Origin of the sequence: Pseudomonas chlororaphis, from assembly GCF_001921865.1 — a bacterium.
Taxonomy (GTDB): domain Bacteria; phylum Pseudomonadota; class Gammaproteobacteria; order Pseudomonadales; family Pseudomonadaceae; genus Aquipseudomonas; species Aquipseudomonas chlororaphis_D.
This window is the reverse complement of the sequence record NZ_MSCT01000020.1, coordinates 130,362-153,392: the sequence shown is the minus strand read 5'-3', so window position 1 is coordinate 153,392 and position 23,031 is coordinate 130,362. Positions and strand designations below refer to the sequence as shown.

The 23,031-nt window shown below is 61.6% G+C and carries 22 protein-coding genes; 18 read left to right on the top strand and 4 right to left on the bottom strand.

From position 1 onward, the window contains the following. Positions 1-38: 38 nt before the first annotated feature. The 15 genes from hscA to BTN82_RS23595 all read left to right on the top strand — a co-directional run bounded on the left by hscA (position 39) and on the right by BTN82_RS23595 (position 14,454). Positions 39-1,901, top strand: a complete 1,863-nt coding sequence (gene hscA, locus BTN82_RS23665) for a Fe-S protein assembly chaperone HscA (protein WP_075121507.1) — start codon at positions 39-41, stop codon at positions 1,899-1,901. A gap of 3 nt (positions 1,902-1,904) precedes the next feature. Further along, the gene (gene fdx, locus BTN82_RS23660; protein WP_044464846.1) at positions 1,905-2,246 is read left to right on the top strand and encodes an ISC system 2Fe-2S type ferredoxin; all 342 of its coding nucleotides are present in this window, start codon (positions 1,905-1,907) and stop codon (positions 2,244-2,246) included. A gap of 14 nt (positions 2,247-2,260) precedes the next feature. Beyond that, positions 2,261-2,461 carry a Fe-S cluster assembly protein IscX gene (gene iscX / locus BTN82_RS23655; RefSeq protein ID WP_007929528.1) on the top strand — a complete coding sequence of 67 codons (201 nt, stop codon included), beginning with the start codon at positions 2,261-2,263 and terminating at the stop codon, positions 2,459-2,461. Between the two features lie 94 nt (positions 2,462-2,555). After that, a complete protein-coding gene (gene ndk / locus BTN82_RS23650) occupies positions 2,556-2,981 on the top strand; it encodes a nucleoside-diphosphate kinase (protein WP_007929529.1) in 426 nt (141 codons plus the stop codon). A gap of 30 nt (positions 2,982-3,011) precedes the next feature. After that, on the top strand, positions 3,012-4,160 hold the full coding sequence (gene rlmN / locus BTN82_RS23645; protein WP_075121506.1) for a 23S rRNA (adenine(2503)-C(2))-methyltransferase RlmN: 1,149 nt from the start codon (positions 3,012-3,014) through the stop codon (positions 4,158-4,160). Between the two features lie 12 nt (positions 4,161-4,172). Then, entirely contained in the window at positions 4,173-4,931 is a 759-nt protein-coding gene (gene pilW, locus BTN82_RS23640) for a type IV pilus biogenesis/stability protein PilW (RefSeq protein WP_075121505.1), read from the top strand. Continuing rightward, positions 4,931-5,941, top strand: coding sequence for a helix-turn-helix domain-containing protein (locus BTN82_RS23635; RefSeq protein ID WP_075121504.1), 1,011 nt, complete (start codon positions 4,931-4,933; stop codon positions 5,939-5,941). The genes pilW and BTN82_RS23635 overlap by 1 nt, the downstream gene beginning before the upstream one ends. 3 nt (positions 5,942-5,944) lie before the next feature. Continuing rightward, complete coding sequence (ispG, locus tag BTN82_RS23630) at positions 5,945-7,054, top strand: flavodoxin-dependent (E)-4-hydroxy-3-methylbut-2-enyl-diphosphate synthase (protein ID WP_075121503.1); 1,110 nt, start codon at positions 5,945-5,947, stop codon at positions 7,052-7,054. Positions 7,055-7,091: 37 nt separating this feature from the next. Further along, positions 7,092-8,381: a histidine--tRNA ligase gene (gene hisS, locus BTN82_RS23625; RefSeq protein WP_075121502.1), complete on the top strand. Its 1,290-nt coding sequence runs from the start codon at positions 7,092-7,094 to the stop codon at positions 8,379-8,381. A 40-nt stretch (positions 8,382-8,421) separates the two neighbouring features. Then, a complete protein-coding gene (locus tag BTN82_RS23620) occupies positions 8,422-9,063 on the top strand; it encodes a YfgM family protein (protein WP_075121501.1) in 642 nt (213 codons plus the stop codon). After that, on the top strand, positions 9,056-10,207 hold the full coding sequence (gene bamB / locus BTN82_RS23615) for an outer membrane protein assembly factor BamB (RefSeq protein WP_075121500.1): 1,152 nt from the start codon (positions 9,056-9,058) through the stop codon (positions 10,205-10,207). Before BTN82_RS23620 ends, bamB begins: the two co-directional genes overlap by 8 nt. A 183-nt stretch (positions 10,208-10,390) precedes the next feature. Next, complete coding sequence (der, locus tag BTN82_RS23610) at positions 10,391-11,863, top strand: ribosome biogenesis GTPase Der (RefSeq protein ID WP_075121499.1); 1,473 nt, start codon at positions 10,391-10,393, stop codon at positions 11,861-11,863. A gap of 189 nt (positions 11,864-12,052) precedes the next feature. Then, on the top strand, positions 12,053-13,201 hold the full coding sequence (locus BTN82_RS23605; RefSeq protein ID WP_075121498.1) for a pyridoxal phosphate-dependent aminotransferase: 1,149 nt from the start codon (positions 12,053-12,055) through the stop codon (positions 13,199-13,201). Further along, a complete protein-coding gene (locus tag BTN82_RS23600; RefSeq protein WP_075121497.1) occupies positions 13,189-13,986 on the top strand; it encodes an amidohydrolase in 798 nt (265 codons plus the stop codon). The genes BTN82_RS23605 and BTN82_RS23600 overlap by 13 nt, the downstream gene beginning before the upstream one ends. Before the next feature lie 54 nt (positions 13,987-14,040). Continuing rightward, on the top strand, positions 14,041-14,454 hold the full coding sequence (locus BTN82_RS23595) for a hypothetical protein (RefSeq protein WP_075121496.1): 414 nt from the start codon (positions 14,041-14,043) through the stop codon (positions 14,452-14,454). A gap of 66 nt (positions 14,455-14,520) precedes the next feature. On the opposite strand, the gene leuA is transcribed toward BTN82_RS23595, so the two are convergent. From leuA to BTN82_RS23575, 4 genes are all read right to left on the bottom strand, one after another. Next, on the bottom strand, positions 14,521-16,200 hold the full coding sequence (gene leuA / locus BTN82_RS23590) for a 2-isopropylmalate synthase (RefSeq protein WP_075121495.1): 1,680 nt from the start codon (positions 16,198-16,200) through the stop codon (positions 14,521-14,523). Between the two features lie 351 nt (positions 16,201-16,551). Further along, entirely contained in the window at positions 16,552-17,373 is an 822-nt protein-coding gene (locus BTN82_RS23585) for a peptidoglycan DD-metalloendopeptidase family protein (protein ID WP_075121494.1), read from the bottom strand. Positions 17,374-17,376: 3 nt separating this feature from the next. Then, positions 17,377-18,756, bottom strand: a complete 1,380-nt coding sequence (xseA, locus tag BTN82_RS23580; RefSeq protein WP_075121493.1) for an exodeoxyribonuclease VII large subunit — start codon at positions 18,754-18,756, stop codon at positions 17,377-17,379. Between the two features lie 93 nt (positions 18,757-18,849). After that, positions 18,850-19,752: a LysR family transcriptional regulator gene (locus tag BTN82_RS23575; RefSeq protein WP_075121492.1), complete on the bottom strand. Its 903-nt coding sequence runs from the start codon at positions 19,750-19,752 to the stop codon at positions 18,850-18,852. Positions 19,753-19,853: 101 nt separating this feature from the next. Here BTN82_RS23575 and BTN82_RS23570 point away from each other — a divergent pair, with 101 nt between their 5' ends. The 3 genes from BTN82_RS23570 (at position 19,854) to guaB (ending at position 23,002) form a co-directional block, all read left to right on the top strand. Next, positions 19,854-20,621 carry a sulfite exporter TauE/SafE family protein gene (locus BTN82_RS23570; protein ID WP_075121491.1) on the top strand — a complete coding sequence of 256 codons (768 nt, stop codon included), beginning with the start codon at positions 19,854-19,856 and terminating at the stop codon, positions 20,619-20,621. Positions 20,622-20,764: 143 nt separating this feature from the next. Beyond that, the gene (locus BTN82_RS23565; protein WP_075121490.1) at positions 20,765-21,313 is read left to right on the top strand and encodes a sugar ABC transporter ATPase; all 549 of its coding nucleotides are present in this window, start codon (positions 20,765-20,767) and stop codon (positions 21,311-21,313) included. Positions 21,314-21,532: 219 nt separating this feature from the next. After that, entirely contained in the window at positions 21,533-23,002 is a 1,470-nt protein-coding gene (gene guaB / locus BTN82_RS23560) for an IMP dehydrogenase (RefSeq protein WP_075121489.1), read from the top strand. The last annotated feature ends 29 nt before the right edge of the window (positions 23,003-23,031 follow it).

Genomic DNA, 23,031 nt, shown 5'->3' with positions numbered 1-23,031 from the left:
CGGTCGCACGCCTGATATACAGATAAGTCCAGATAAGCATGGCCCTACTGCAGATCGCCGAACCCGGCCAAAGTCCTCAACCGCACCAGCGTCGCCTGGCTGTGGGGATCGACTTGGGTACTACCAATTCTCTGGTCGCCGCCCTGCGCAGCGGCCTTTCCGAACCGCTGGCCGATGCTGACGGGCAAGTCATCCTGCCGTCTGCCGTGCGTTATCACGCCGATCATGTCGAGGTGGGCGAATCCGCCAGGCGGGCGGCGTCCGGCGATCCGCTGAATACCGTGCTGTCGGTCAAGCGCCTGATGGGGCGCGGTCTGTCCGACGTCAAGCAACTGGGCGAGCAACTGCCGTACCGCTTTGTCGGCGGTGAGTCGCATATGCCGTTCATCGATACTGTCCAGGGGCCAAAAAGCCCGGTGGAAGTCTCGGCCGATATCCTCAAGGTACTGCGCCAGCGCGCCGAGTCGACCCTGGGCGGCGAGTTGGTGGGGGCGGTGATCACCGTTCCGGCCTATTTCGACGATGCCCAGCGCCAAGCAACCAAGGATGCGGCCAAGCTGGCCGGCCTCAACGTGTTGCGCTTGCTCAACGAGCCGACCGCGGCGGCCGTGGCCTATGGTCTGGATCAGCACGCCGAAGGCGTGGTGGCCATTTACGACCTGGGCGGCGGGACCTTCGACATTTCCATCTTGCGCCTGACCGGCGGCGTCTTCGAGGTGCTGGCCACGGGGGGCGACAGTGCCCTGGGCGGCGACGATTTCGACCATGCGATCGCTGGCTGGATTATTGAGAGCGCCGGCCTGTCCGCCGATCTTGATCCGGGCGCCCAGCGCAATCTGCTGCAAACCGCCTGTGCCGCCAAGGAAGCTCTCACCAATGCTGCATCGGTCGAGGTCGCCTACGGCGCCTGGTCGGCTCCGCTGACCCGCGAGGCCTTCGATGCGCTGATCGAGCCGATGGTCGCGCGCAGTCTCAAGGCTTGCCGTCGCGCCGTACGTGACTCCAATGTCGAGCTGGAAGATGTTCAGGCCGTGGTCATGGTTGGCGGCTCGACCCGTGTTCCGCGAGTGCGCGAGGCGGTCGCCGAGATGTTCGGGCGCCAGCCGCTGACCGAAATCGATCCGGATCAGGTGGTGGCCATTGGTGCCGCGATCCAGGCCGATACCCTGGCAGGTAACAAGCGTGAGGGTGGCGAACTGCTGCTGCTCGATGTGATTCCGTTGTCCCTGGGCCTGGAAACCATGGGCGGGCTGATGGAGAAGGTGATCCCGCGGAACACCACGATCCCGGTGGCTCGCGCCCAGGACTTCACCACTTATAAAGATGGCCAGTCGGCCATGATGATTCACGTACTGCAAGGTGAGCGTGAGCTGATCAGCGATTGCCGCTCCCTGGCGCGTTTCGAGTTGCGCGGCATTCCAGCGATGGTCGCCGGTGCGGCGAAGATTCGCGTGACCTTCCAGGTTGACGCCGATGGCCTGCTGAATGTGGCCGCTCGCGAGCTGGGTTCGGGCGTCGAAGCCAGTATCCAGGTCAAGCCGTCCTATGGGCTGACCGACGGTGAAATCGCCAGGATGCTAAAGGACTCCTTCCAATACGCTGGCGATGACAAGGTTGCCCGCGTGCTGCGCGAGCAGCAGGTCGATGCCCAGCGCCTGATCGAGGCGGTGCAGGGCGCTCTGGAAGCGGACGGCGAGCGTCTGCTGGATGCCGAGGAACGCATGGTCATCGAGCTGCAGATGCAGGAATTGAGTGAATTGATGCGCGGCACCGATGGTTATGCCATCGAGCAGCAGACCAAGCGTCTGTCGCAAGTAACCGATGCCTTTGCTGCACGCCGTCTGGACTCGACGGTGAAAGCCGCTCTGGCGGGGCGCAATCTGAATGAAATCGAGGAATAACTGATGCCGCAGATCATTTTTCTGCCACATGCCGTGTTTTGTCCGGATGGATTGGTCGTGGAAGTTGAGCCGGGCACTTCGGTCCTCGAGGTGGCGCATGACAACCACATCGAGATCGAGAGCGCCTGCGGCGGCGTCTGCGCTTGCACCACCTGTCACTGCATCATTCGTGAGGGTTTCGACTCGCTGAATGAGGCTGATGAACTGGAAGAAGACCTGCTGGACAAGGCCTGGGGCCTGGAGGCGCAATCGCGCCTGTCCTGCCAGGCGATCGTCGGCGAGGAAGACCTCACCGTCGAAATTCCGAAATACTCGCTCAACCATGCGGCCGAAGCGCCGCACTGATTCAAGGAAGCATCATGAGTCTGAAGTGGGTTGATGTGCTGGAAATCGCGATCCAACTGGCTGAGTCCAAGCCGGATGTGGATCCGCGTTACGTGAACTTTGTCGATCTGCACCAATGGGTTCTGGCGTTGCCGGAGTTCAGCGACGATCCGGCTCGCGGTGGCGAGAAGGTTCTTGAAGCCATTCAGGCTGCCTGGATCGAAGAAGCAGACTGAGTCTGCCCCGTACGCAGTTAGGCAATCCCTATAAACCCGCGTATAATTCGCGGGTTTAATTTTTCGCTTTAATCACCGTTTCTGGAGTTACACCATGGCTGTTCAACGTACTTTCTCCATCATCAAGCCTGACGCTGTTGCAAAAAACGTCATCGGCGAGATCGTTACCCGTTTCGAAAAAGCTGGCCTGCGCGTTGTAGCTTCGAAAATGAAGCAACTGTCGAAAGCCGAAGCCGAAGGCTTCTACGCTGAGCACAGCGCTCGTGGCTTCTTCGGCGAGCTGGTTGCCTTCATGACTTCCGGTCCGGTTGTCGTTCAGGTTCTGGAAGGTGAAAACGCTATCGCTCTGAACCGCGAGCTGATGGGCGCTACCAACCCTAAGGAAGCTGCTGCCGGCACCATCCGTGCTGACTTCGCCGAATCCATCGACGCCAACGCCGTTCACGGTTCGGACTCCGAAGCCGCTGCTGCACGCGAAATCGCTTACTTCTTCGCTTCCACCGAAGTGACCACTCGCTAAGCCAAAAGGCCCGTGAGTGAAGGTGAAACCATGACTACATCGACTGGCAAAACTAACCTGTTGGGTCTGACTCAACCGGAAATGGAAAAATTCTTCGACTCAATCGGGGAGAAGCGTTTCCGTGCCGGTCAGGTAATGAAATGGATTCACCACTTTGGCGTCGATGATTTCGACGCCATGACGAACGTCGGCAAGGTCTTGCGCGAAAAGCTCAAGGCCGTTGCCGAAATTCGTGGTCCGGAAGTGGTCAGCGAGGACATCTCCAGCGACGGCACCCGCAAATGGGTGGTGCGCGTGGCGTCCGGCAGCTGCGTCGAGACCGTTTACATTCCCCAGGGCAAGCGCGGCACCTTGTGCGTTTCGTCCCAGGCAGGCTGTGCCTTGGACTGCAGTTTCTGCTCCACCGGCAAGCAAGGCTTCAATAGCAACCTCACCGCCGCCGAAGTCATCGGCCAGGTGTGGATTGCCAACAAATCCTTTGGCAGTGTCCCGGCGACCGTCGACCGTGCCATCACCAACGTGGTGATGATGGGCATGGGTGAGCCGCTGCTGAACTTCGACAACGTCATCTCCGCCATGCGCCTGATGATGGACGACCTGGGCTACGGCATCTCCAAGCGCCGCGTGACCCTGTCGACCTCCGGCGTGGTGCCGATGATCGATGAGCTGGCCAAGCACATCGACGTTTCCCTGGCGTTGTCCCTGCACGCACCGAACGATGCGTTGCGTAACCAGCTGGTACCGATCAACAAGAAGTACCCGCTGAAGATGCTGCTCGAGTCCTGCCAGCGCTACATGTCGGCACTGGGCGAGAAACGTGTGCTGACGATTGAGTACACCCTGCTCAAGGACGTCAATGATAAGGTCGAGCACGCTGTCGAAATGATCGAGTTGCTCAAGGACGTTCCTTGCAAGATCAACCTGATCCCGTTCAACCCGTTCCCGCACTCCGGTTACGAGCGGCCTAGCAACAACGCCATTCGCCGGTTCCAGGATCAGCTTCACCATGCCGGTTTCAACGTCACTGTCCGTACTACCCGCGGCGAAGACATCGACGCGGCCTGCGGGCAACTGGTAGGGCAGGTGCTGGATCGCACCCGTCGTAGCGAACGTTATATCGCGGTGCGCGAGTTGAGCGCCGATGCCGATATGCCGCAAAGCGCTGCGAATCGTACCTGAGAGAGGATCTCCATGGCCTTGCGCGTCGCGCTGCTTCTGCTGTTTGCCAGCCTGTCGGCTGGCTGTGTTCTTTCGGGGGATCTGAACCCGATGAAGACAAGCAAGGGGCGGGACGAGGCGCGTGAGGCTTATGTTCAGCTGGGCCTGGGTTATCTGCAGCAGGGCATGACCGAGCGGGCGAAGGTGCCGTTGAAAAAGGCGCTGGAGCTGGACGAGTCGGATGCCGACGCCAATGCCGCCCTGGCGCTGGTGTTCCAGGCTGAAATGGAGCCCGAGCTGGCTGACCGGCATTATCGCAAGGCCCTGGCTTCGCGCCCCTCCGACGCCCGTATCCTGAACAATTACGGCAGCTTTCTCTTTGAAGAAAAACGTTACAAAGATGCTTATCAGCGTTTTGAACAAGCGGCTGCTGATACCCTGTACCCCGAACGATCCCGGGTGTTCGAGAACCTTGGCATGACCGCCGCGATCCTGGGTGAGCGTGCACTGGCCCAGCAACACCTGGAAAAAGCCCTGCGACTGAACCGCCAGCAGCCTCGCGCATTGCTGGAAATGGCTGAGTTGTCCTTCGAAGACAGGCATTATGTGCCCGCACGCGACTATTACGATCGTTTTAGCCTGCTTAGCGAGCAAAATGCACGTAGTCTATTGCTCGGCGTTCGGCTGGCAACGGTGTTTGAAGATCGCGACAAGGTCGCCAGTTACGGCCTGCAATTAAAACGACTCTATCCCGGTACGCCGGAATATCAGCAATACCTGTCGGAGCAATGATGAAAGCGGCGCATCCCGAAGTTCTAGCAGCGACTCGCGTAAACCCCGGTGAGACCCTGCGTCAGGCCCGCGAAAGCAATGGTTGGTCGCTGGCTGAAGTGGCCCTGAAGCTCAATCTGACTGCCAGCTCGTTGAGCAACCTGGAAGCGGGTGCTTTCGACAAGCTGCCCGGGCACACCTTTGCCCGAGGTTATATCCGCGCCTATGCCAAATTGCTGGGGATGGATCAGGCCGTTCTGGTCCAGGCCTTCGACCAATACACCGGCACCGACTCCCAGGGCAGCAATGTGCATAGCCTGGGTCGTATCGAAGAGCCGGTGCGGGTATCCCATACCATTCTGCGGATCGTCAGCCTGTTGCTGCTGATCGCGGTGATCGGCGGCGGTTTCGTCTGGTGGCAGGATCAGACCTCCGTGCGTAATAAGGAACTGGTCGGTCTCAACCAGGAACACGTCGAAGTCGAAGGTGCTGACGGCACCACGCAGATCCACCCGATCGACGAGCCGGAAGACCAGGCCGTGGCAGAAGGTCAGGCGGAGGGCGAAACCGCCCAGGCCCAACCCGAAACCCCGGCACCAGACCAGGTCCAGACGGATGTCTCTAGCGCCGCGCCGAGCGCTCCGGTTGTTGCGCCGGCAACTCCCGCGCCCGTGGTCGTGGCTCCGACGGCACCCGCGCCAAGCACTCCGGTTGCGCCTGTGGCCCCCGTGGTCGCCGCAGCGGCTGTTCAGGTTGCTCCCGTTGCACCTGTCGCGGCGCCCGTCGCAGGTGCCGGCCAGGTACAGATCCAATTCACAGCCGATTGCTGGACCCAGATCACCGATGGCAGCGGCAAGGTGCTGTTGAGTGGCCTGAAGCGCAAGGGCGAGACCGCCGATGTTTCCGGCAAGCCTCCTTTTGCCGTGCGCCTGGGGTATGCCCGCGGCGCGCAGGTCAGCTACAACGGACAAGCGGTCGATGTGGCTCCGTTCACCAGTGGCGAGACTGCTCGCCTGAAGTTAGGTCAATAAGTCATGCACGGCGAATCTCCAATCAAACGTCGCGAGTCCCGCAAAATCTGGGTCGGCTCGGTACCCGTGGGCGGCGATGCCCCCATTGCCGTGCAGAGCATGACCAACAGCGACACCAATGATGTGGCCGCCACCGTGGCCCAGATCAACCGCCTGGAAGCCGCGGGCGTCGATATCGTGCGGGTTTCCGTGCCGGATATGGACGCGGCCGAGGCCTTTGGCCGGATCAAGCAGCAGGTCAAGGTGCCGCTGGTTGCCGACATCCATTTCGACTACAAGATCGCTTTGCGCGTGGCGGAGCTGGGCGTCGATTGCCTGAGGATCAACCCGGGCAACATCGGTCGTGAAGATCGCGTGCGCGCCGTGGTGGATGCAGCCCGCGATCGCGGGATCCCGATCCGCATCGGCGTCAATGCCGGTTCCCTGGAAAAGGACCTGCAAAAGAAGTACGGCGAACCGACCCCGGCCGCGCTGGTGGAGTCGGCCCTGCGTCATGTCGAGCACCTCGAACGCCTGAATTTCAAGGACTTCAAGGTCAGCGTGAAAGCCTCCGACGTGTTCATGGCCGTCGAAGCCTACCGCCTGCTGGCCAAGGAAATCATCCAGCCGCTGCACCTGGGTATCACCGAAGCGGGCGGTTTGCGCTCAGGCACGGTGAAATCCGCCGTGGGCCTCGGTATGCTGCTGGCCGAAGGGATTGGCGATACTATTCGCATCTCGTTGGCGGCCGACCCGGTCGAGGAAGTGAAAGTCGGCTACGACATCCTCAAGTCCCTGCATCTGCGTTCCCGTGGCATCAACTTCATCGCCTGCCCGAGCTGCTCGCGGCAGAACTTCGATGTGGTCAAGACCATGAACGAACTGGAAGGCCGCCTCGAGGATCTGCTGGTGCCGCTGGACGTGGCGGTGATCGGTTGTGTGGTCAACGGTCCGGGCGAAGCCAAAGAGGCGCATGTCGGCCTGACCGGCGGCACACCGAACCTGATTTACATCGACGGCAAGCCGTCGCAGAAACTGACGAATGACAATCTTGTGGACCAGTTGGAAAAACTGATCCGCGAGAAAGCGGCCGAAAAGGTCGAAGCCGACGCAGCGCTGATCGCTCGCGGCTGAGCCCGACCGAAGAGCCGAACGAATTTAAGGATTTATAGTGAGCAAGTCTCTGCAAGCCATTCGTGGCATGAACGACATCCTGCCCGAGCAGACGCCTCTGTGGCGCTATTTCGAGGGCACCGTTGCGCGTTTGCTGGATAACTACGGTTACAAGCAGATCCGCATGCCGATCGTCGAGTTCACCGAGTTGTTCAAGCGCTCCATCGGTGAAGTGACCGACATCGTCGAAAAAGAGATGTACACCTTCGACGACCGTAACGGCGACTCCCTGACCCTGCGTCCGGAAGGCACCGCGGCGTGCGTGCGCGCCGTGCTCGAACATGGCATCACTGGCGGCGGTCAGGTACAGAAACTCTGGTACATCGGCCCGATGTTCCGCCACGAACGTCCGCAAAAAGGTCGTTATCGCCAGTTCCACCAGATCGGTTGCGAAGTCTTCAACCTCGACGGTCCGGACATCGATGCCGAGCTGATCGTACTGACCTGGCGCCTGTGGGGCGAGCTGGGCATCCGTGATGCGGTCAAGCTCGAACTGAACAGCCTGGGGACCGCCGAAGCCCGCGCGCGTTATCGCGATGCGCTGGTGGAGTTCCTCTCGGCGCGCATGGACAAGCTGGACGAAGACAGCCAGCGTCGCCTGAAAACCAACCCGCTGCGGGTGCTCGATACCAAGAACCCGGATACCCAGGCGGTGCTGGTGGATGCGCCCAAGCTTGCCGATTACCTGGACGAAGAGTCCCGCGTGCACTTCGAGGGTCTCAAGGCGCGTCTGGATGCCGCCGGTATTCCTTATGTGATCAACCCGAAACTGGTCCGCGGCCTGGATTACTACAGCAAGACCGTTTTCGAGTGGGTAACCGACAAGCTCGGTGCCCAGGGTACGGTCTGTGCCGGCGGCCGTTACGACGGCCTGGTCGAGCAGATGGGCGGCAAGCCTACCCCGGGCGTCGGTTTCGCCATGGGGATCGAGCGCCTGGTGCTGCTGCTGGAAACCCTGGAGCAGGTCCCGGAAGAGATCTCGCGCCAGGTCGATGTCTATCTCTGCGCTTTCGGGGAGGCCGCCGAACTGGCCGCCCTGGCGCTGAGCGAGCGTGTTCGTGATCAATTGCCGAACCTGCGTCTGCAGATCAATGCCGGCGCCGGTAGCTTCAAGAGCCAGTTCAAGAAGGCCGACAAGAGCGGTGCGTTGTACGCATTGATCCTGGGCGACGACGAACTGGCCCAGCAAGTGGTAGGTTTCAAACCCCTGCGTGGCCAGGGCGAACAACAAAGCATTGCCTGGGATGCGCTCGCTGCACACCTGGCCACCTGCGTCGTGCAGGGTTGAAGCTGTCAAACAGCCGATTTAGCGAATAAGGAGTATTGGGGTGTCTAGTACCGAAGATGAACAGCTGGCGGATTTGAAGGACTGGTGGTCGCGTAACGGCAAACCGCTGGTCACCGGCGGCCTGTTGGCGCTGGTCATCGTGTTCGGCTGGCAGGCCTGGCACAAGTATCAGAGCAATCAGTCGCAAGGCGCCTCGATGCTCTATCAGCAATTGCTGGAAACCACGCTGACGCCTGACGGCAAGCCGGATGCGGCCCGCGTCGCGGACCTGGCCGGCAAGCTCAACAGCGAGTTCGGTGGGAGCGCTTATGCGCAATACGGCAGCCTGTTCGTCGCCAAGGTGGCGGTCGATACCGGCAAGCTGGACGACGCGGCCAGCGAACTCAAGGCCATCACCGACAAGCCGGCCAATCCGACGCTGGGCGAGATTGCCCGCCAGCGCCTGGCCCAGGTGCTGTCGGCGCAGAACAAGGCTGACGAAGCCCTGAAGCTGCTCGAAGGCGATGCCGACAAGGCATTCCTGGCCACTCGCGAAGAGCTCAAGGGCGACCTGCTGGTCCAATTGGGCCGTACCGACGAAGCCCATGCTGCGTACGAAAAAGCCAAGGCTGCGCTGTCCGATGAAGCGGCGGTCGGTGGCCTACAAATCAAGCTGGACGATCTGGCCAAAGGGGATGCGTGACGTGATCCGTTGGAAACATGCAGCATTGCTGGCTCTGGCCGTTCTGGCCGCGGGTTGCAGCAGCAACAGCAAGAAAGAATTGCCACCTGCTGAACTGGTCGACTTCAAAGAAGAAGTTGTCCTGCAGAAACAGTGGAGCCGTTCGGTCGGTGACGGCCAGGGCGAAACCTACAACATGCTGGTTCCGGCCATCGACGGCAGCACCATTTATGCCGCGGATGTCACGGGCGTGGTAGAAGCGCTGGATCGCATGAACGGCGACGTCAAATGGAAAAAGGACCTGGAACTGCCAGTGTCCGGTGCCGTTGGCGTGGGTTACGGCCTGGTCATGATCGGTACCCTCAAGGGCGAAGTGGTCGTCCTCGACGCCTCGAGCGGCGAAGAGAAGTGGCGCGCACGGGTGACCAGTGAAGTGCTGGCCCCGCCGTCCACCAATGGCGATGTGGTTGTCGTCCAGACCCAGGATGACCGGGTGATCGGCCTCGATGCCGCCACCGGCAACCAGATGTGGGTCTACGACAGCACCCCGGCGGTACTGACCCTGCGTGGCACCAGTGCGCCAATCACTACCAACCGTCTGGCGGTTGCCGGCCTGTCGACCGGTAAAGTGGTGGCTCTGGACATCCGCAACGGCGTGCCGGTGTGGGAGCAGCGTGTGGCGATTCCACAAGGTCGTTCCGAACTGGACCGGGTGGTCGATATCGACGGTGGCCTGCTGTTGTCCGGCGGCACCCTGTATGTCGCCAGCTATCAGGGGCGCGTGGCGGCGCTGGACCTGGAAAGCGGTCGCCCGCTCTGGCAGCGCGATGCTTCCAGCTACGCGGGTGTCGCCCAAGGTTTTGGCAGCGTCTATGTGAGCCTGTCTTCCGGCACGGTTGAAAGCGTCGACGAGCGCTCCACCACTGCCCTGTGGAGCAACGACTCTCTGGCCCGTCGTCAATTGTCGGCTCCGGAAGTCTTCTCCAGCTACGTAGCGGTAGGCGACCTGGAAGGTTACCTGCACCTGCTGAGCCAGGTAGACGGTCGTTTCGTCGGTCGTGAGCGCATCGACAGCGACGGCCTGCGCGCCCGCCCGCTGGTGGTGGGCAACATGATTTATGTGTATGGCAACAGCGGCAAACTGGAAGCCCTGACCATCAAGTAAGCACTATGCTGGACCTATAGGTAGGAGCGAGCTTGCTCGCGATGGATGTCGGCGATAACGCGTGTAGCCTGGATAAACGCGGTGTCGTGACGTTTTTCGCGACCAAGCTCGCTACTACACGAGCACCAGCCGCTGCCTCGCAGCGGCTTTTGTATTTTCTGAAATAACGCAGTGGAGAGCCGCATGGTTCCCGTAATCGCCCTGGTGGGTCGACCGAACGTCGGCAAGTCCACCTTGTTCAACCGCCTGACTCGGACTCGCGACGCCATCGTCGGCGACCTGTCCGGTCTGACCCGTGATCGCCAATACGGTGAGGCCAAGTGGCAAGGGCGTACCTACATTCTGATCGACACCGGCGGTATCTCCGGTGACGAGCATGGCATGGACGAAAAGATGGCCGAGCAGTCGCTGCTGGCCATCGAAGAAGCTGATGTCGTTCTGTTCCTGGTCGATGCCAAGGCCGGCTTCACTGCGGCCGACCAGATGATCGGCGAGCATCTGCGCAAACGTAACAAGACCTCGTTCGTGATCGCCAACAAGGTCGACAATATCGACCCTGACATGGCGCGTGCCGAGTTCGCGCCGTTGGGCATGGGCAACGCGATCCCGATTGCCGGTGCTCACGGCCGTGGTATTTCGCAGATGCTGGAAATCGCCCTGGGCGAATTCCCGAAAGACGACGCGGACGAGCCGGAAGAGGGCGAAGAAGAGATCGTTGCCGAAGGCGAGGAAGCCAAGCGCATTCCGGGTCCTAGCGAAAAAGACGGGATCAAGATCGCCATTATCGGTCGCCCGAACGTAGGCAAGTCGACCCTGGTCAACCGCATGCTCGGCGAAGACCGGGTCATCGTCTACGATCAGCCCGGCACCACCCGCGACAGTATCTACATTCCCTTCGAGCGTAACGAAGAGAAATACACGCTGATCGACACCGCCGGTGTGCGCAAGCGCGGCAAGATCCACGAGGAAGTCGAAAAGTTCTCGGTGGTCAAAACCCTGCAGGCGATCAAAGACGCCAACGTGGTGATCTTCGTCATGGACGCCCGCGAGGGTGTGGTGGACCACGACCTGAACCTGCTGGGCTTCGCCCTGGAAGCTGGTCGGGCCCTGGTGATTGCCCTGAATAAATGGGACGGCATGACGCCGGGCGAACGCGACTACGTGAAGACCGAGCTGCAACGCCGGTTGTTCTTCGTCGACTTCGCCGATATCCACTTCATCTCGGCTTTGCACGGTACCGGTGTAGGTAACCTCTACCAGTCCGTGCAGAACTCCTTCAAGTCGGCGGTTACCCGTTGGCCGACCAGCCGCCTGACGCAGATTCTCGAGGACGCTATCAGTGAGCACGCGCCGCCGATGGTCAATAACCGTCGCATCAAGCTGCGTTATGCCCACCTGGGTGGTGCCAACCCGCCGCTGATCGTGATCCACGGCAACCAGGTGGAGAAGGTGCCGAAGTCTTATGTGCGCTACCTGGAAAACACCTACCGTCGTGTCCTGAAGCTGGTCGGTACACCGATCCGCATCGAGTTCAAGGGCGGCGAAAACCCCTACGAGGGCAACAAGAACGCGCTTACCGACCGTCAGGTCAACAAGAAGCGTCGTTTGATGTCGCACCACAAAAAGGCTGAGAAGAAGCGCAAAGACAAGCGTTGAGGCTCGCTGCAGGAGCGAGCTTTGCGGTGGCGCTGCGACTGATCCGGTGCTTCGCGAGCAAGCACGCTCCTACAGGGTTTTGTGTGAGGAAAAGGGCGCCCAAGGCGCCCTTTTTCATGCCTGTTGTTTGGGCTATTCTCGGGAGCTCCCGTGCCGCCGTAGAGCCGGGTGCTCAGTAGGGAATCACCCATGATCACCAGTAAGCTGCCGAATGTCGGCACCACCATCTTCACGCAAATGTCGCAGCTCGCGGTGGAAACCGGAGCGCTGAACCTGTCTCAGGGGTTTCCCGATTTCGATGCGCCGCAGGGCCTGTGCGATGCCGTCTCCCGACATATCGTCAGCGGCCATAACCAATATGCGCCGATGACCGGCCTGCCTGCCTTGCGTCAGCAAGTGGCGGCCAAGATCGCTCGCAGTTACGGGGTGACGGTGAGCGCCGACACCGAGGTGACCATTACCCCGGGCGCCACCCAGGCGATCTTTTGCGCCATCCAGGCGGTCATCCAGGCCGGTGACGAAGTGATCGTATTCGACCCTTGCTATGACAGCTATGAGCCTTCGGTGGAGCTGGCGGGCGGGCGCTGCGTGCATGTTCCGCTTGGCCTGGACAATTTCGCCATCGATTGGCAGAAACTTGGCGAGGCGCTGAGCCCGCGTACGCGGATGATCATTCTCAATACGCCGCACAACCCCTGTGGGGCCCTGATCAGTCGTGCGGAACTGGACCAGTTGGCGACGCTGATCCGCGACCGGGACATCTATCTGGTCAGCGACGAGGTTTACGAGCACCTGGTGTTCGACGGTATTGCGCACGTCAGCGTGTTGGCCCACGAAGAACTCTACCAGCGGGCGTTTGTGGTCAGCTCCTTCGGCAAGACCTATCACGTGACCGGCTGGAAAACCGGTTATGTGGTCGCTCCGCCGGCCTTGAGCGCCGAACTGCGCAAGGTGCATCAATATGTCAGCTTCTGCGGGGTGACTCCGTTGCAGTACGCTCTGGCGGACTACATGGCCGAACACCCGGAACATGTCGAAGAATTGCCCGGTTTCTACCAGGCCAAGCGCGATCTGTTCTGCGATCTGCTGGCGTCTTCGCGGTTCAGCTTTAGCCGGGTGGCCGGTACTTACTTTCAACTGGTGGACTACTCGAGGATCCGTCCGGACCTGAGCGACGTCGAGATGGCGACCTGGATGACCCGTGAGCACGGTGTCGCAGCCATTCCGGTATCGGTGTTCTATCGTGAGCCACCGCAAGGGCAGCGTCTGGTACGGCTATGCTTTGCCAAACGTGAGGAGACGCTGCGTCTGGCAGCGGAGAAGTTATGCGTGATCTGAGTGCTTTGCCCAATCTGAATGTGGCGCTGATCCAGACCACCCTGGCCTGGCACGATCGCCAGGCCAACCTTGAGCATTTCCAGCTGTTGCTCGAGCAGGCCCGGGGGGCCGACCTGATTATCCTGCCGGAAATGTTCACCACGGGCTTCTCCATGGAGTCCGACGTTCTTGCCGAGACGGAAAACGGTCCGACCAGCAAATGGCTACGTGCCCAGGCCGCGAGGCTCGATGCGGTGATCACCGGCAGCGTGATTATCCAGGCCGCCGACGGCAGTCACCGCAATCGCTTGCTCTGGGCCCGCCCCGATGGCGAGGTCTGGCATTACGACAAACGTCATCTGTTCCGCATGGCGGGGGAACACGATCACTACACGCCCGGCGAGCGCCAGGTGCAGTTCGAGCTCAAGGGTTGGCGTATCCGCCCGCTGATCTGTTACGACCTGCGTTTTCCAGCATGGAGCCGCGATGCCCGGGATACCGACTTACTGTTGTACACGGCCAACTGGCCAGGCGCGCGACGTCAGCACTGGAACCGTCTGTTGCCGGCCAGGGCGATCGAAAACCTGTGTTATGTCGCCGCGGTCAATCGGGTCGGTACTGACGGCAAAGGGTTTGCCTATACCGGGGATAGCCAGGTGCTGGATTTCCAGGGCGAGACGCTGCTCAGCGCCGGCGAGGCCGACGGGGTGTTCCAGGTCTGCCTGAATGCCGCGGAACTGGCGGCCTACCGAGCGCGGTTTCCGGCCTACCTCGATGCCGACACTTTCGAGTTCGTCCCGGCTTAAAGAATGCTTGGGTTGTGCCGTTAAGGGGAAAGAGTACTTTCAGGGAGATTCACCATGACCGGTATCGGTGCTGCGAGCATCAATCCATACCCGTTGGCCGCCACGCCGCAAAAACTCAATATCGCCGAGCCGCAGGCCAACCCGCTGGACGAACAGGCCCCGCGCATGGCTGACGACAGCGACGCAGTCAGCGCCGATATGCAGGAATATGGCGCCGAGGCCGATCTCACGTCCACCAGCGCCGACGTCATCGCACAATTGCAGAAGCAGATCGACGAGACGAAAAAGACCTTGCTCGAGCAGCAGGCGCAGTTGTCCCGAGTGCAGAGGGGGCGGGCGAACGACGAGCAGAAAGCCCTGCAGGCGTTGGAAGTGCAGACGCAAATCGCGGTGACCTCCAGCAAACTGCAAGTGTTGCAGGAGGCGTTGCTTCAGGCGCTGACGGCGCGGATCAACACCACTGCCTGAGCAGGCAGAACAGACACATACAAAAAAGCCCCGGAGATCCGGGGCTTTTTTGTACGCGTGAAGCGCTTAGGCAGCTTTGGCTTCCGTTTGGCTCAGGGAGCGGTTCAGCGCGCTGAACAGGGCCTTGAAGCTGGCGGTGGTGATGTTTTCATCGATGCCCACGCCGTGTACCGCACGCTCGCCGTTCACTCGCAGCTCGATATAGGCCGCGGCCTTGGCATTGGTGCCCGCGCCGATGGCGTGTTCGTTGTAGTCCATGATTTCCACCGGAACCGGCAAGCCGGCCACCAGGGCTTCCAGGGCACCATTGCCCTTACCGCGCCAGTGCAGGTTGGTCTCGCCCTGGCCCTTGCCGGACACTTCGACTTCCACGGCACTGTTACCGTTCTCTTCTTGCAAGCGGTGGCTGACCAGCGCGTACGGCGTGTTGGCCTGCAAGTACTCGCTGTGAAGCAGTGCGTGGATCTGCTGGGCGGTCATTTCCAGGCCCAGGCGATCGGTTTCGCGCTGTACCACCTGGCTGAACTCGATCTGCATGCGACGCGGCAAGCTGATGCCGTATTCCTGTTCCAGCAGGTAGGCGATACCGCCCTTGCCCGACTGGCTGTTGACGCGAATCACCGCCTCGTAGCTGCGGCCGATGTCGGCCGGGTCGATCGGCAAGTACGGCACTTCCCACAGCGTGTCGGGTTTTTGCTGGGCGAAGCCCTTGCGGATCGCATCCTGGTGCGAGCCGGAGAAGGCGGTGTGAACCAGGTCGCCGACATACGGATGACGCGGGTGCACTGGAATCTGGTTGCACTCTTCGACCACTTTGCGCACGCCGTCGATATCGGAGAAGTCCAGCTCAGGGTTGATGCCCTGGGTGTAGAGGTTCAGGGCCACGGTGACCAGGTCGACGTTGCCGGTGCGTTCGCCGTTGCCGAACAGGCAGCCTTCGACGCGATCGGCGCCGGCCATCAGGCCCAGTTCGGTGGCGGCCACACCGGTGCCACGGTCGTTGTGGGTGTGCAGGCTGATGAGCACGCTGTCACGACGGTTGATGTGACGGCAGAACCACTCGATCTGGTCGGCATAGATGTTCGGCGTCGCTACTTCGACGGTGGCCGGCAGGTTGAGGATCACCTTGTTTTGCGGGGTCGCGTTCCAGACCTCGACCACTGCATCGCAGACTTCCTTGGCGAACTCCAGTTCGGTGGCGCTGAAGGTTTCGGGCGAGTACTCGAACTGCCATTGGGTTTCCGGCTGCTGGGCGGCGTACTTGACGAACAGCTTGGCGGCGTTCACCGCGATCTCTTTCACGCCGGCCTTATCCTGGCTGAAGACGATGCGGCGGAACGATGGGCTGGTGGCGTTGTACAGGTGGACAATGGCTTTCTTCGCCCCGCGCAACGACTCGAAGGTACGGGCGATCAGGTCTTCGCGGGCCTGGGTCAGCACCTGGATGGTAGTGTCGTCCGGAATGTGGCCGTCTTCGATCAGGGTCCGCACGAAGTCGAAGTCGGTCTGCGAAGCGGCCGGGAAGGAGGCTTCGATTTCTTTCACGCCAACGGCGACCAGGGTTTTCCAGAAGCGCAGCTTCTTGACCGCATCCATCGGCTCGATCAACGACTGGTTGCCGTCACGCAGGTCGGAGCTGCACCAGATAGGCGCGCTGGTGATGGTTTTAGACGGCCAGGTACGGTCCGGTAAGTTGATGGTCGGGAACGCGCGGTACTTCGAGGACGGGTCTTTGAGCATGCTCATGGGGAAATCCTTATTGTCCGGGCCGAAAAAAGGCGGCCTGCCGATGAATCAATGGGGTGTCGTTGGGATTTGAAGCAGGGGACGAGGTACCGCGACTCAACCTGGCAGTCGTGCGCTGACGAGGCAGAGGCTTCGGTGTTGACGGCGCTGAATGAGGGTGTGAGAGGTTTTCATGCCCTCAACCCTAACCACTGGGGTGAAAGATGGCAAGCAGTCGAAAAAAATTGAGATAAATCTCTTAAAACAGAGAATTTGCGAGATTTTATTCTGCTGTGTACGAAGATGTTTCGCGGTTATTGCGCAGACTTTTCAACCTGCGCAATCCCTGGAGGAGCGAACCTGTCTTGGGGATCAGGGTTGGAAGGCGCCGATAAAGATCGCCGGATCGACCCGCGCGTCGTTCAGGCTGACATTCCAATGCATGTGCGGTCCGGTAGCGCGCCCGGTGGAGCCGACCTTGCCGACCACGCCGCCGCGGGCCAACTGCTGGCCGACCTTCACGTCGATTTTCGACATGTGGCAGAACATGCTGATGAAGCCCTGGCCGTGGTCGACGAAGACGGTGTTGCCGTTGAAAAAGTAATTGCCGATCAGGATCACCTTGCCGGCGGCGGGTGTCTTGATCGGTGTTCCCGCGGGTACGGCGAAGTCCAGGCCGGCGTGAGGGTTGCGTTCCTCGCCGTTGAAGAAACGGCGCACGCCGAATTTGCTCGATAGCGGGCCGTTCACCGGTTTGTCCAGCAGCAGGTTGCTCGGGGTATTGGGGCTGAAGCTGCGGTAGGCGCGGACTTGTTCGGCCAGCTCGGCCTCGATGCGCTTGAGGTCGGCCGGGTCGGGGTTGACCTGGCGCTTGTTCTTCAGGGTGATGTGCTGCTCCGGGTATTTCTTGCTGCCGACGGTGAAATTCAGAGTACGGCCGCCAGCGTTGATTTGCTGCGCGCCGGGTTTGACGGTCAGGGGAATACCGACGATCGCCAGCCAGTTGTTCTGCTCCTTGACCACCAGCAGCGGTTTGCCCTGATAGCTGGCCTTGGGAGGCTGGGCGACGCTGCCCAGGTCGATCACCGCCACGCCGCCGGGCACCGGTTTGTTCAACAGGCGGGTGATGTAGCTGTCGGCATGGGCATTGAAGGTCAGGCAGAGCAACAGCAGGGAGCAGAGAAAACGCGGCATGGGTCAATCCAGTAAAGAAAGGGTGACAGGCGTCAGGTGGTTGTCTTCGACCCGGACCTGCAGTTCGCCTTCGCCGAGCCGGGCCTTGAGGCGCTGGCCTGGCCGGGTCTGCGCGGCGTTGCGAACGGCCTGGCCGCGTTCGTCCAGCAGGATGCTGTAACCGCGGCCGAGGGTGGCGAGCGGGCTGACCACGTGCAGGGTCTGCATCTTGCTTTGCAGTTGCAGGCGACGGGCTTTCAGGCCTTCGCGCATCGCGCGCGGCAGGCGTTCGGCGAGGCTGTCCAACCGTTGCCGCAGCAGGGCCAACTGACGCCCGGGATGCTGGCCGGCGAGCCGGGTTTCCAGGCGGATCAGGCGTTCGCGACGGGTCGTGAGACTGCGCTCGAATGCCCGACGCAGGCGCATATCCAGATCGTCCAGGCGCTGGGCTTGCTGGCGCAGGCGTTCGCCGGGGTGGCGCAGGCGCCGGGCCATGCCTTCCAGGCGCAGTTGGTCGCGCATGAGCCGGTCGCGCATGCGGATCACCAGGCGGCGGTGCAGGCTTTCGACCCGGCGTTGCAGGTCGCTGGAGTCCGGTGCGAGCAATTCGGCCGCGGCCGAAGGGGTTGGCGCGCGAACGTCGGCGACGAAGTCGCTGATCGATACGTCGGTTTCATGCCCCACGGCGCTGACGATTGGCGTGACGCAGGCGTCCACCGCCCGGGCCACGGCCTCTTCGTTGAAGCACCAGAGGTCTTCCAGGGAGCCGCCGCCACGGGCCAGGATCAGCGCGTCGAAGCCGCGGGCATCGGCCATCTTCAAGGCACGGACGATCTGCGCGGTCGCCTCGCGGCCCTGCACGGCGGTGGGGATCAGGGTCAGGGCAACGTGCGGCGCCCGGCGCCGGAACACGCTGATGATGTCGCGGATGACCGCGCCCGTCGGCGAGCTGATGATGCCAATGCGCTGGGGATGAGCCGGCAGCGGCACCTTGCGCTCGGCACTGAACAGGCCTTCGGCGCTGAGCTTTTCCTTCAAGGCATCGAAGGCCAGGCGCAGGGCGCCGTCGCCGGCCGGTTCGACCGTGTCGAGGATCAACTGATAGTCGCCGCGGCCCTCGAACAACGAAACCTTGCCGCGCACCTTGACTGCCAGGCCGTCCTTCAGCGCCTGGCGCACCCGCGCGGCGTTTTGCCGGAACAGCGCACAGCGCACCTGGGCGCCGCTGTCCTTGAGGGTGAAATACACGTGGCCGGACGCCGGGCGGGCGAGGTTGGAGATTTCGCCTTCGACCCAGATGTTGCTGAACACGTCTTCCAGCAACACGCGCGCGCGGCCGTTGAGCTGGCTGACGGTCAGGACTTCGCGGTCCAGGCCGAGTCTTGCAAAGGGATCTTTAATCATGGGGCGCAGTTTAAAGGCATTCGGCACACAATCTCCATGGATCGAAACAAAAGGAGACGATGCCTTGGCGGCCTCGCGCGCAGCCCTCGGCAATCAGCGGGCGAGGGTGCCGTGGACGTGTTCGATGAACTGCTTTACCAACGGCGTCGGATCCTGGCGGCAGGCGAGGGCGACCGTGCTCTGGCACGCGGGGTCAGCCAGGGGCAGGAAGCGCAGGCCGGCAGGGGCAATGTCTTGCATCGACTCGGGCAGCAGGGCGATGCCGAATCCGGCCTGGATCAATTGCAATTGGGTGGTCTTGCGCGACAGCACCCGCGCTGCCCTGGGGAAAAAACCCTGGCGCATGCACAGCTCGGCCGACAGGTAGCTCAGGCCGCCGCGCTGGGGGTGGGGGATGGAGATAAAGGCTTCGTCGCGCAGTTGTGCCAGGTCGATGCCCTGTGCCGGAGGGTGCTTGGCCAGGGGATGACCCGGCGGCACGGCCAGTAGCAGGCGTTCGCTGAACAGCGGGGTGACCTGCACGCCTTCGCGCTGGCGCAGTACGGGCAAGCGCAATAGGCCGATATCCAGGCGGCCTTCGGCCACTTCCTCCAACTGCGCTTCGGAAGACAAGGTAGCGATGTCCATCGCGGCGCCCGGGCATTGCTCCAGGTAACGGCCGATGGCCTGCAGCAACAGGCCGCTCATGGGGACGGTGCTGGAGTGGCTCAGGCGCAAGGTGCCCAATTGCCCGCGACCGACCTGTGTCGCCAGTTCGCTGGCGTTGTTCAGCTCGTCGAGCAGGTTGCGCGCCCGCGGGTAAAAGGCCTCGCCCGCCGCCGTCAGCCGGGGCAGGCGAGCGGTGCGCTCGAACAGCGGCGTTTCCAGCCGGGTTTCCAGTTCCTTGATCTGTCGGCTGAGGGCGGACTGGGCAATGAACAGCCGTTCGGCGGCGGCACTGAAACTGCCGCTGTCGACGATCTCCACGAAATAGCGCAACTGGCGGGTTGAGATCACGCGTCATGCCTTTTTGAGATGGGTTGAGGGCTTCGATGATATTAGTCGCAAGGCTTGGGGCTGGCTAAAGTCATTTCGTACTGGATGAGGATGGCGAATCGATGGGCATGGTCGAGTGGTTGGGGCAGTGGTCGTGGGGGGCGGGCGGTTGGCTGGCGATCGCTGTGGGCATCACCCTGGCCTATGTCGTGTTTGGTATCGCCGGGTTCGGCACGGCACTGGTGGCGGGGCCGGTGCTGATCCTGTTCATGCCGTTGTCGAAGATCATCCCGCTGCTGGTGCTGCTGGATTTTGTCGCGGCATTCGGCAACCTGTTGCCGTCGCGCCGGGATGTCGAGCGCTCCGAGTTGCTGCGTCTATTACCGTGCATGGCGGTGGGTTGCACCCTGGGGGTGATTTTCCTGCTCAACCTCAAGTCCGATGTGCTGCTGCTATTAATGGGGCTGTTTATCAGCGCTTATGCGGTGTACAGCCTGTGGGTCAAGGTACGGCCCGCGGCGTTGGCTGCGGGCTGGGCGGTTCCGATGGGCGTCGTGGGCGGGATGTTCGGGGCGCTGTTCGGCAGCGGCGGCTTTTTATATGCCATCTATCTCAATAGCCGCCTGCCCAAGGATGCGGCGCGCGCGACCCAGAGCGCGCTGATCAGTTGCAGCACGGTGGTGCGCTTGACGCTGTTTGCCGTGGCGGGCGTCTATGCCGAGTTGCCTTTGCTGGTCCTGGCGCTGTGCCTGTTGCCGGCGATGGCGCTGGGATTGTGGATCGGTCGGCGCCTGACCATGAAGTTGTCCCGCGAGGCGTTCGTCCGTCTGGTGGCCTGGCTGGTGCTGGCCAGCGGCATTGCCTTGATCGGCCGTTATCTGAGCACTTGACCTGTGGGGTTCAGGGATTAAGCTGCGGGCCCCGCGGACTCGCTCGGCGCCCTGGCTTCTACACTGATCTGTAGGAATCGGCCTGCCGGGGCTAGCGTCCGGGCAGGCGACACCGACTTTCCTTCAGACGCGTCAGGCCCCCCATGAACTCGCAAAGCATCATCGTCCCGAAAATCTCCACCTTGCCGGTTCACGAGCCCCGCGCCCGAGCGATCGTGCGCTGGTTGGTGCGCAAGAATATCGTCGAGGAAGCCTTGAGCACCTGCGGTCGTACCGGCAGCCGCATGGGGCATGCCATTGCGCCTGGCGCGCGGGAGGTGGTGCTGCACCCGCAGGCGCTGCCTTTTGGCGAGCCGGTCAACGGCCTGGAGATCGTCACCAAACGCTGCATCTATACCCCGGCCAAGGGGTTTCTCGAAGAGGCGGGCTGCGCCGAATGCCGCCAGGAAGTGGGCGAGGCGTTGTTCGAGAGCCTGGAAGACTGGATGCCCGGGCGCACCGATAATTTCACCTGCCCCGAGTGCGGGCATGAAGACGATATCAACGGTTTTCTGTTCCTGCAGGAGTGCGGGTTCTCCAACCTCGGCTTCATCTTCAACAATTGGGCCGAGGCCGGGTTCAAGCAGAGCTTTCTCGATGAGTTCGCCGACTGGCTGGATCAGCCGGTGAGCTGGGTGAAGGTCGAACTCTGAGGCAGGGCGATTACGGCGTTATCGTTCATCGCGAGCACGCTCGTTCCTGCAGGACGGTGGCGCGCTGGTGAGGGCGGGTTGGCTCGCGATATAGACGCCGCGGGTCGATAAATCCCCCACCCATCAGCCCATCGATAATAGACAGAGTTTTACATTGAGCCGACGGTGCGGCATGAGTATAATGGCGCGCTTCCATTTTCCCGCTCGGGAGCCCCCGCGATGCTGCGTATCAGCCAAGAAGCTCTGACCTTCGACGACATTCTCCTAGTGCCCGGTTATTCCGAGGTGCTTCCTAACGAAGTCAGTCTCAAGACCCGTCTTACCCGTGGCATCGAGTTGAATATTCCACTGGTTTCCGCCGCCATGGACACCGTTACTGAAGCCCGTCTGGCAATCGCCATGGCTCAGGAAGGTGGCATCGGCATCATCCACAAGAACATGACCATCGAGCAGCAAGCTGCCGAAGTCCGTAAGGTCAAGAAGTTCGAAGCCGGCGTCGTCAAAGACCCGATCACCATCGAGGCCGACGCCACGGTGCGCGACCTGTTCGAACTGACCCGCATGCACAACATCTCCGGCGTTCCGGTGCTGCACGATGGCGACCTGGTCGGCATCGTCACTTCCCGTGACGTGCGCTTCGAGAACCGCATGGACGCCAGCGTCCGTGAAGTGATGACGCCTAAAGAGCGTCTGGTCACGGTCAAGGAAGGCGCCGACAAGAACGACGTGCGCGAATTGCTGCACAAGCACCGCATCGAGCGCGTGCTGATCGTCGACGACAAGTTCGCCCTCAAAGGCATGATGACCGTCAACGACATCGAAAAAGCCAAGGCTTACCCGCTGGCCAGCAAGGACGATCAAGGTCGTCTGCGCGTCGGCGCCGCCGTCGGTACCGGTAAAGACACCGGCGATCGCGTGGCAGCCCTGGTCAACGCCGGCGTGGACGTGGTGGTGGTCGACACCGCCCACGGTCACTCCAAGGGCGTGATCGACCGCGTACGCTGGGTCAAGGAAAACTACCCGCAAGTGCAGGTGATCGGCGGCAACATCGCCACCGGTGCCGCTGCCAAGGCCCTGGCCGAAGCCGGCGCCGACGCGGTCAAGGTCGGTATCGGCCCTGGCTCGATCTGCACCACTCGTATCGTCGCCGGTGTCGGCGTACCGCAAATCAGCGCTATCGCCAATGTCGCCGCAGCCCTCGAAGGCACCGGCGTGCCATTGATCGCCGACGGCGGCATCCGCTTCTCGGGCGACCTGTCCAAGGCTATCGTCGCCGGCGCTTCGGCCGTAATGATGGGTTCGATGTTCGCCGGTACCGAAGAGGCGCCGGGCGAGATCGAACTGTTCCAGGGTCGTTCGTACAAGGCTTACCGCGGCATGGGTTCGCTGGGTGCCATGTCCCAGGCCCAGGGCTCTTCCGACCGCTACTTCCAGGACTCCTCCGCGGGTGCCGAGAAGCTGGTTCCGGAAGGCATCGAAGGCCGTGTTCCGTACAAGGGCACCCTGACCGCCATCATCCATCAATTGATGGGTGGCCTGCGTTCTTCCATGGGCTACACCGGTAGCGCCAACATCGAAGAAATGCGCACCAAGCCAGAGTTCGTCCGCATCACTGGCGCCGGCATGGCTGAATCCCACGTCCATGACGTGCAGATCACCAAGGAAGCGCCAAACTACCGCGTAGGTTGATGCTTCAAGCAAAACGTTAAACGACCGGG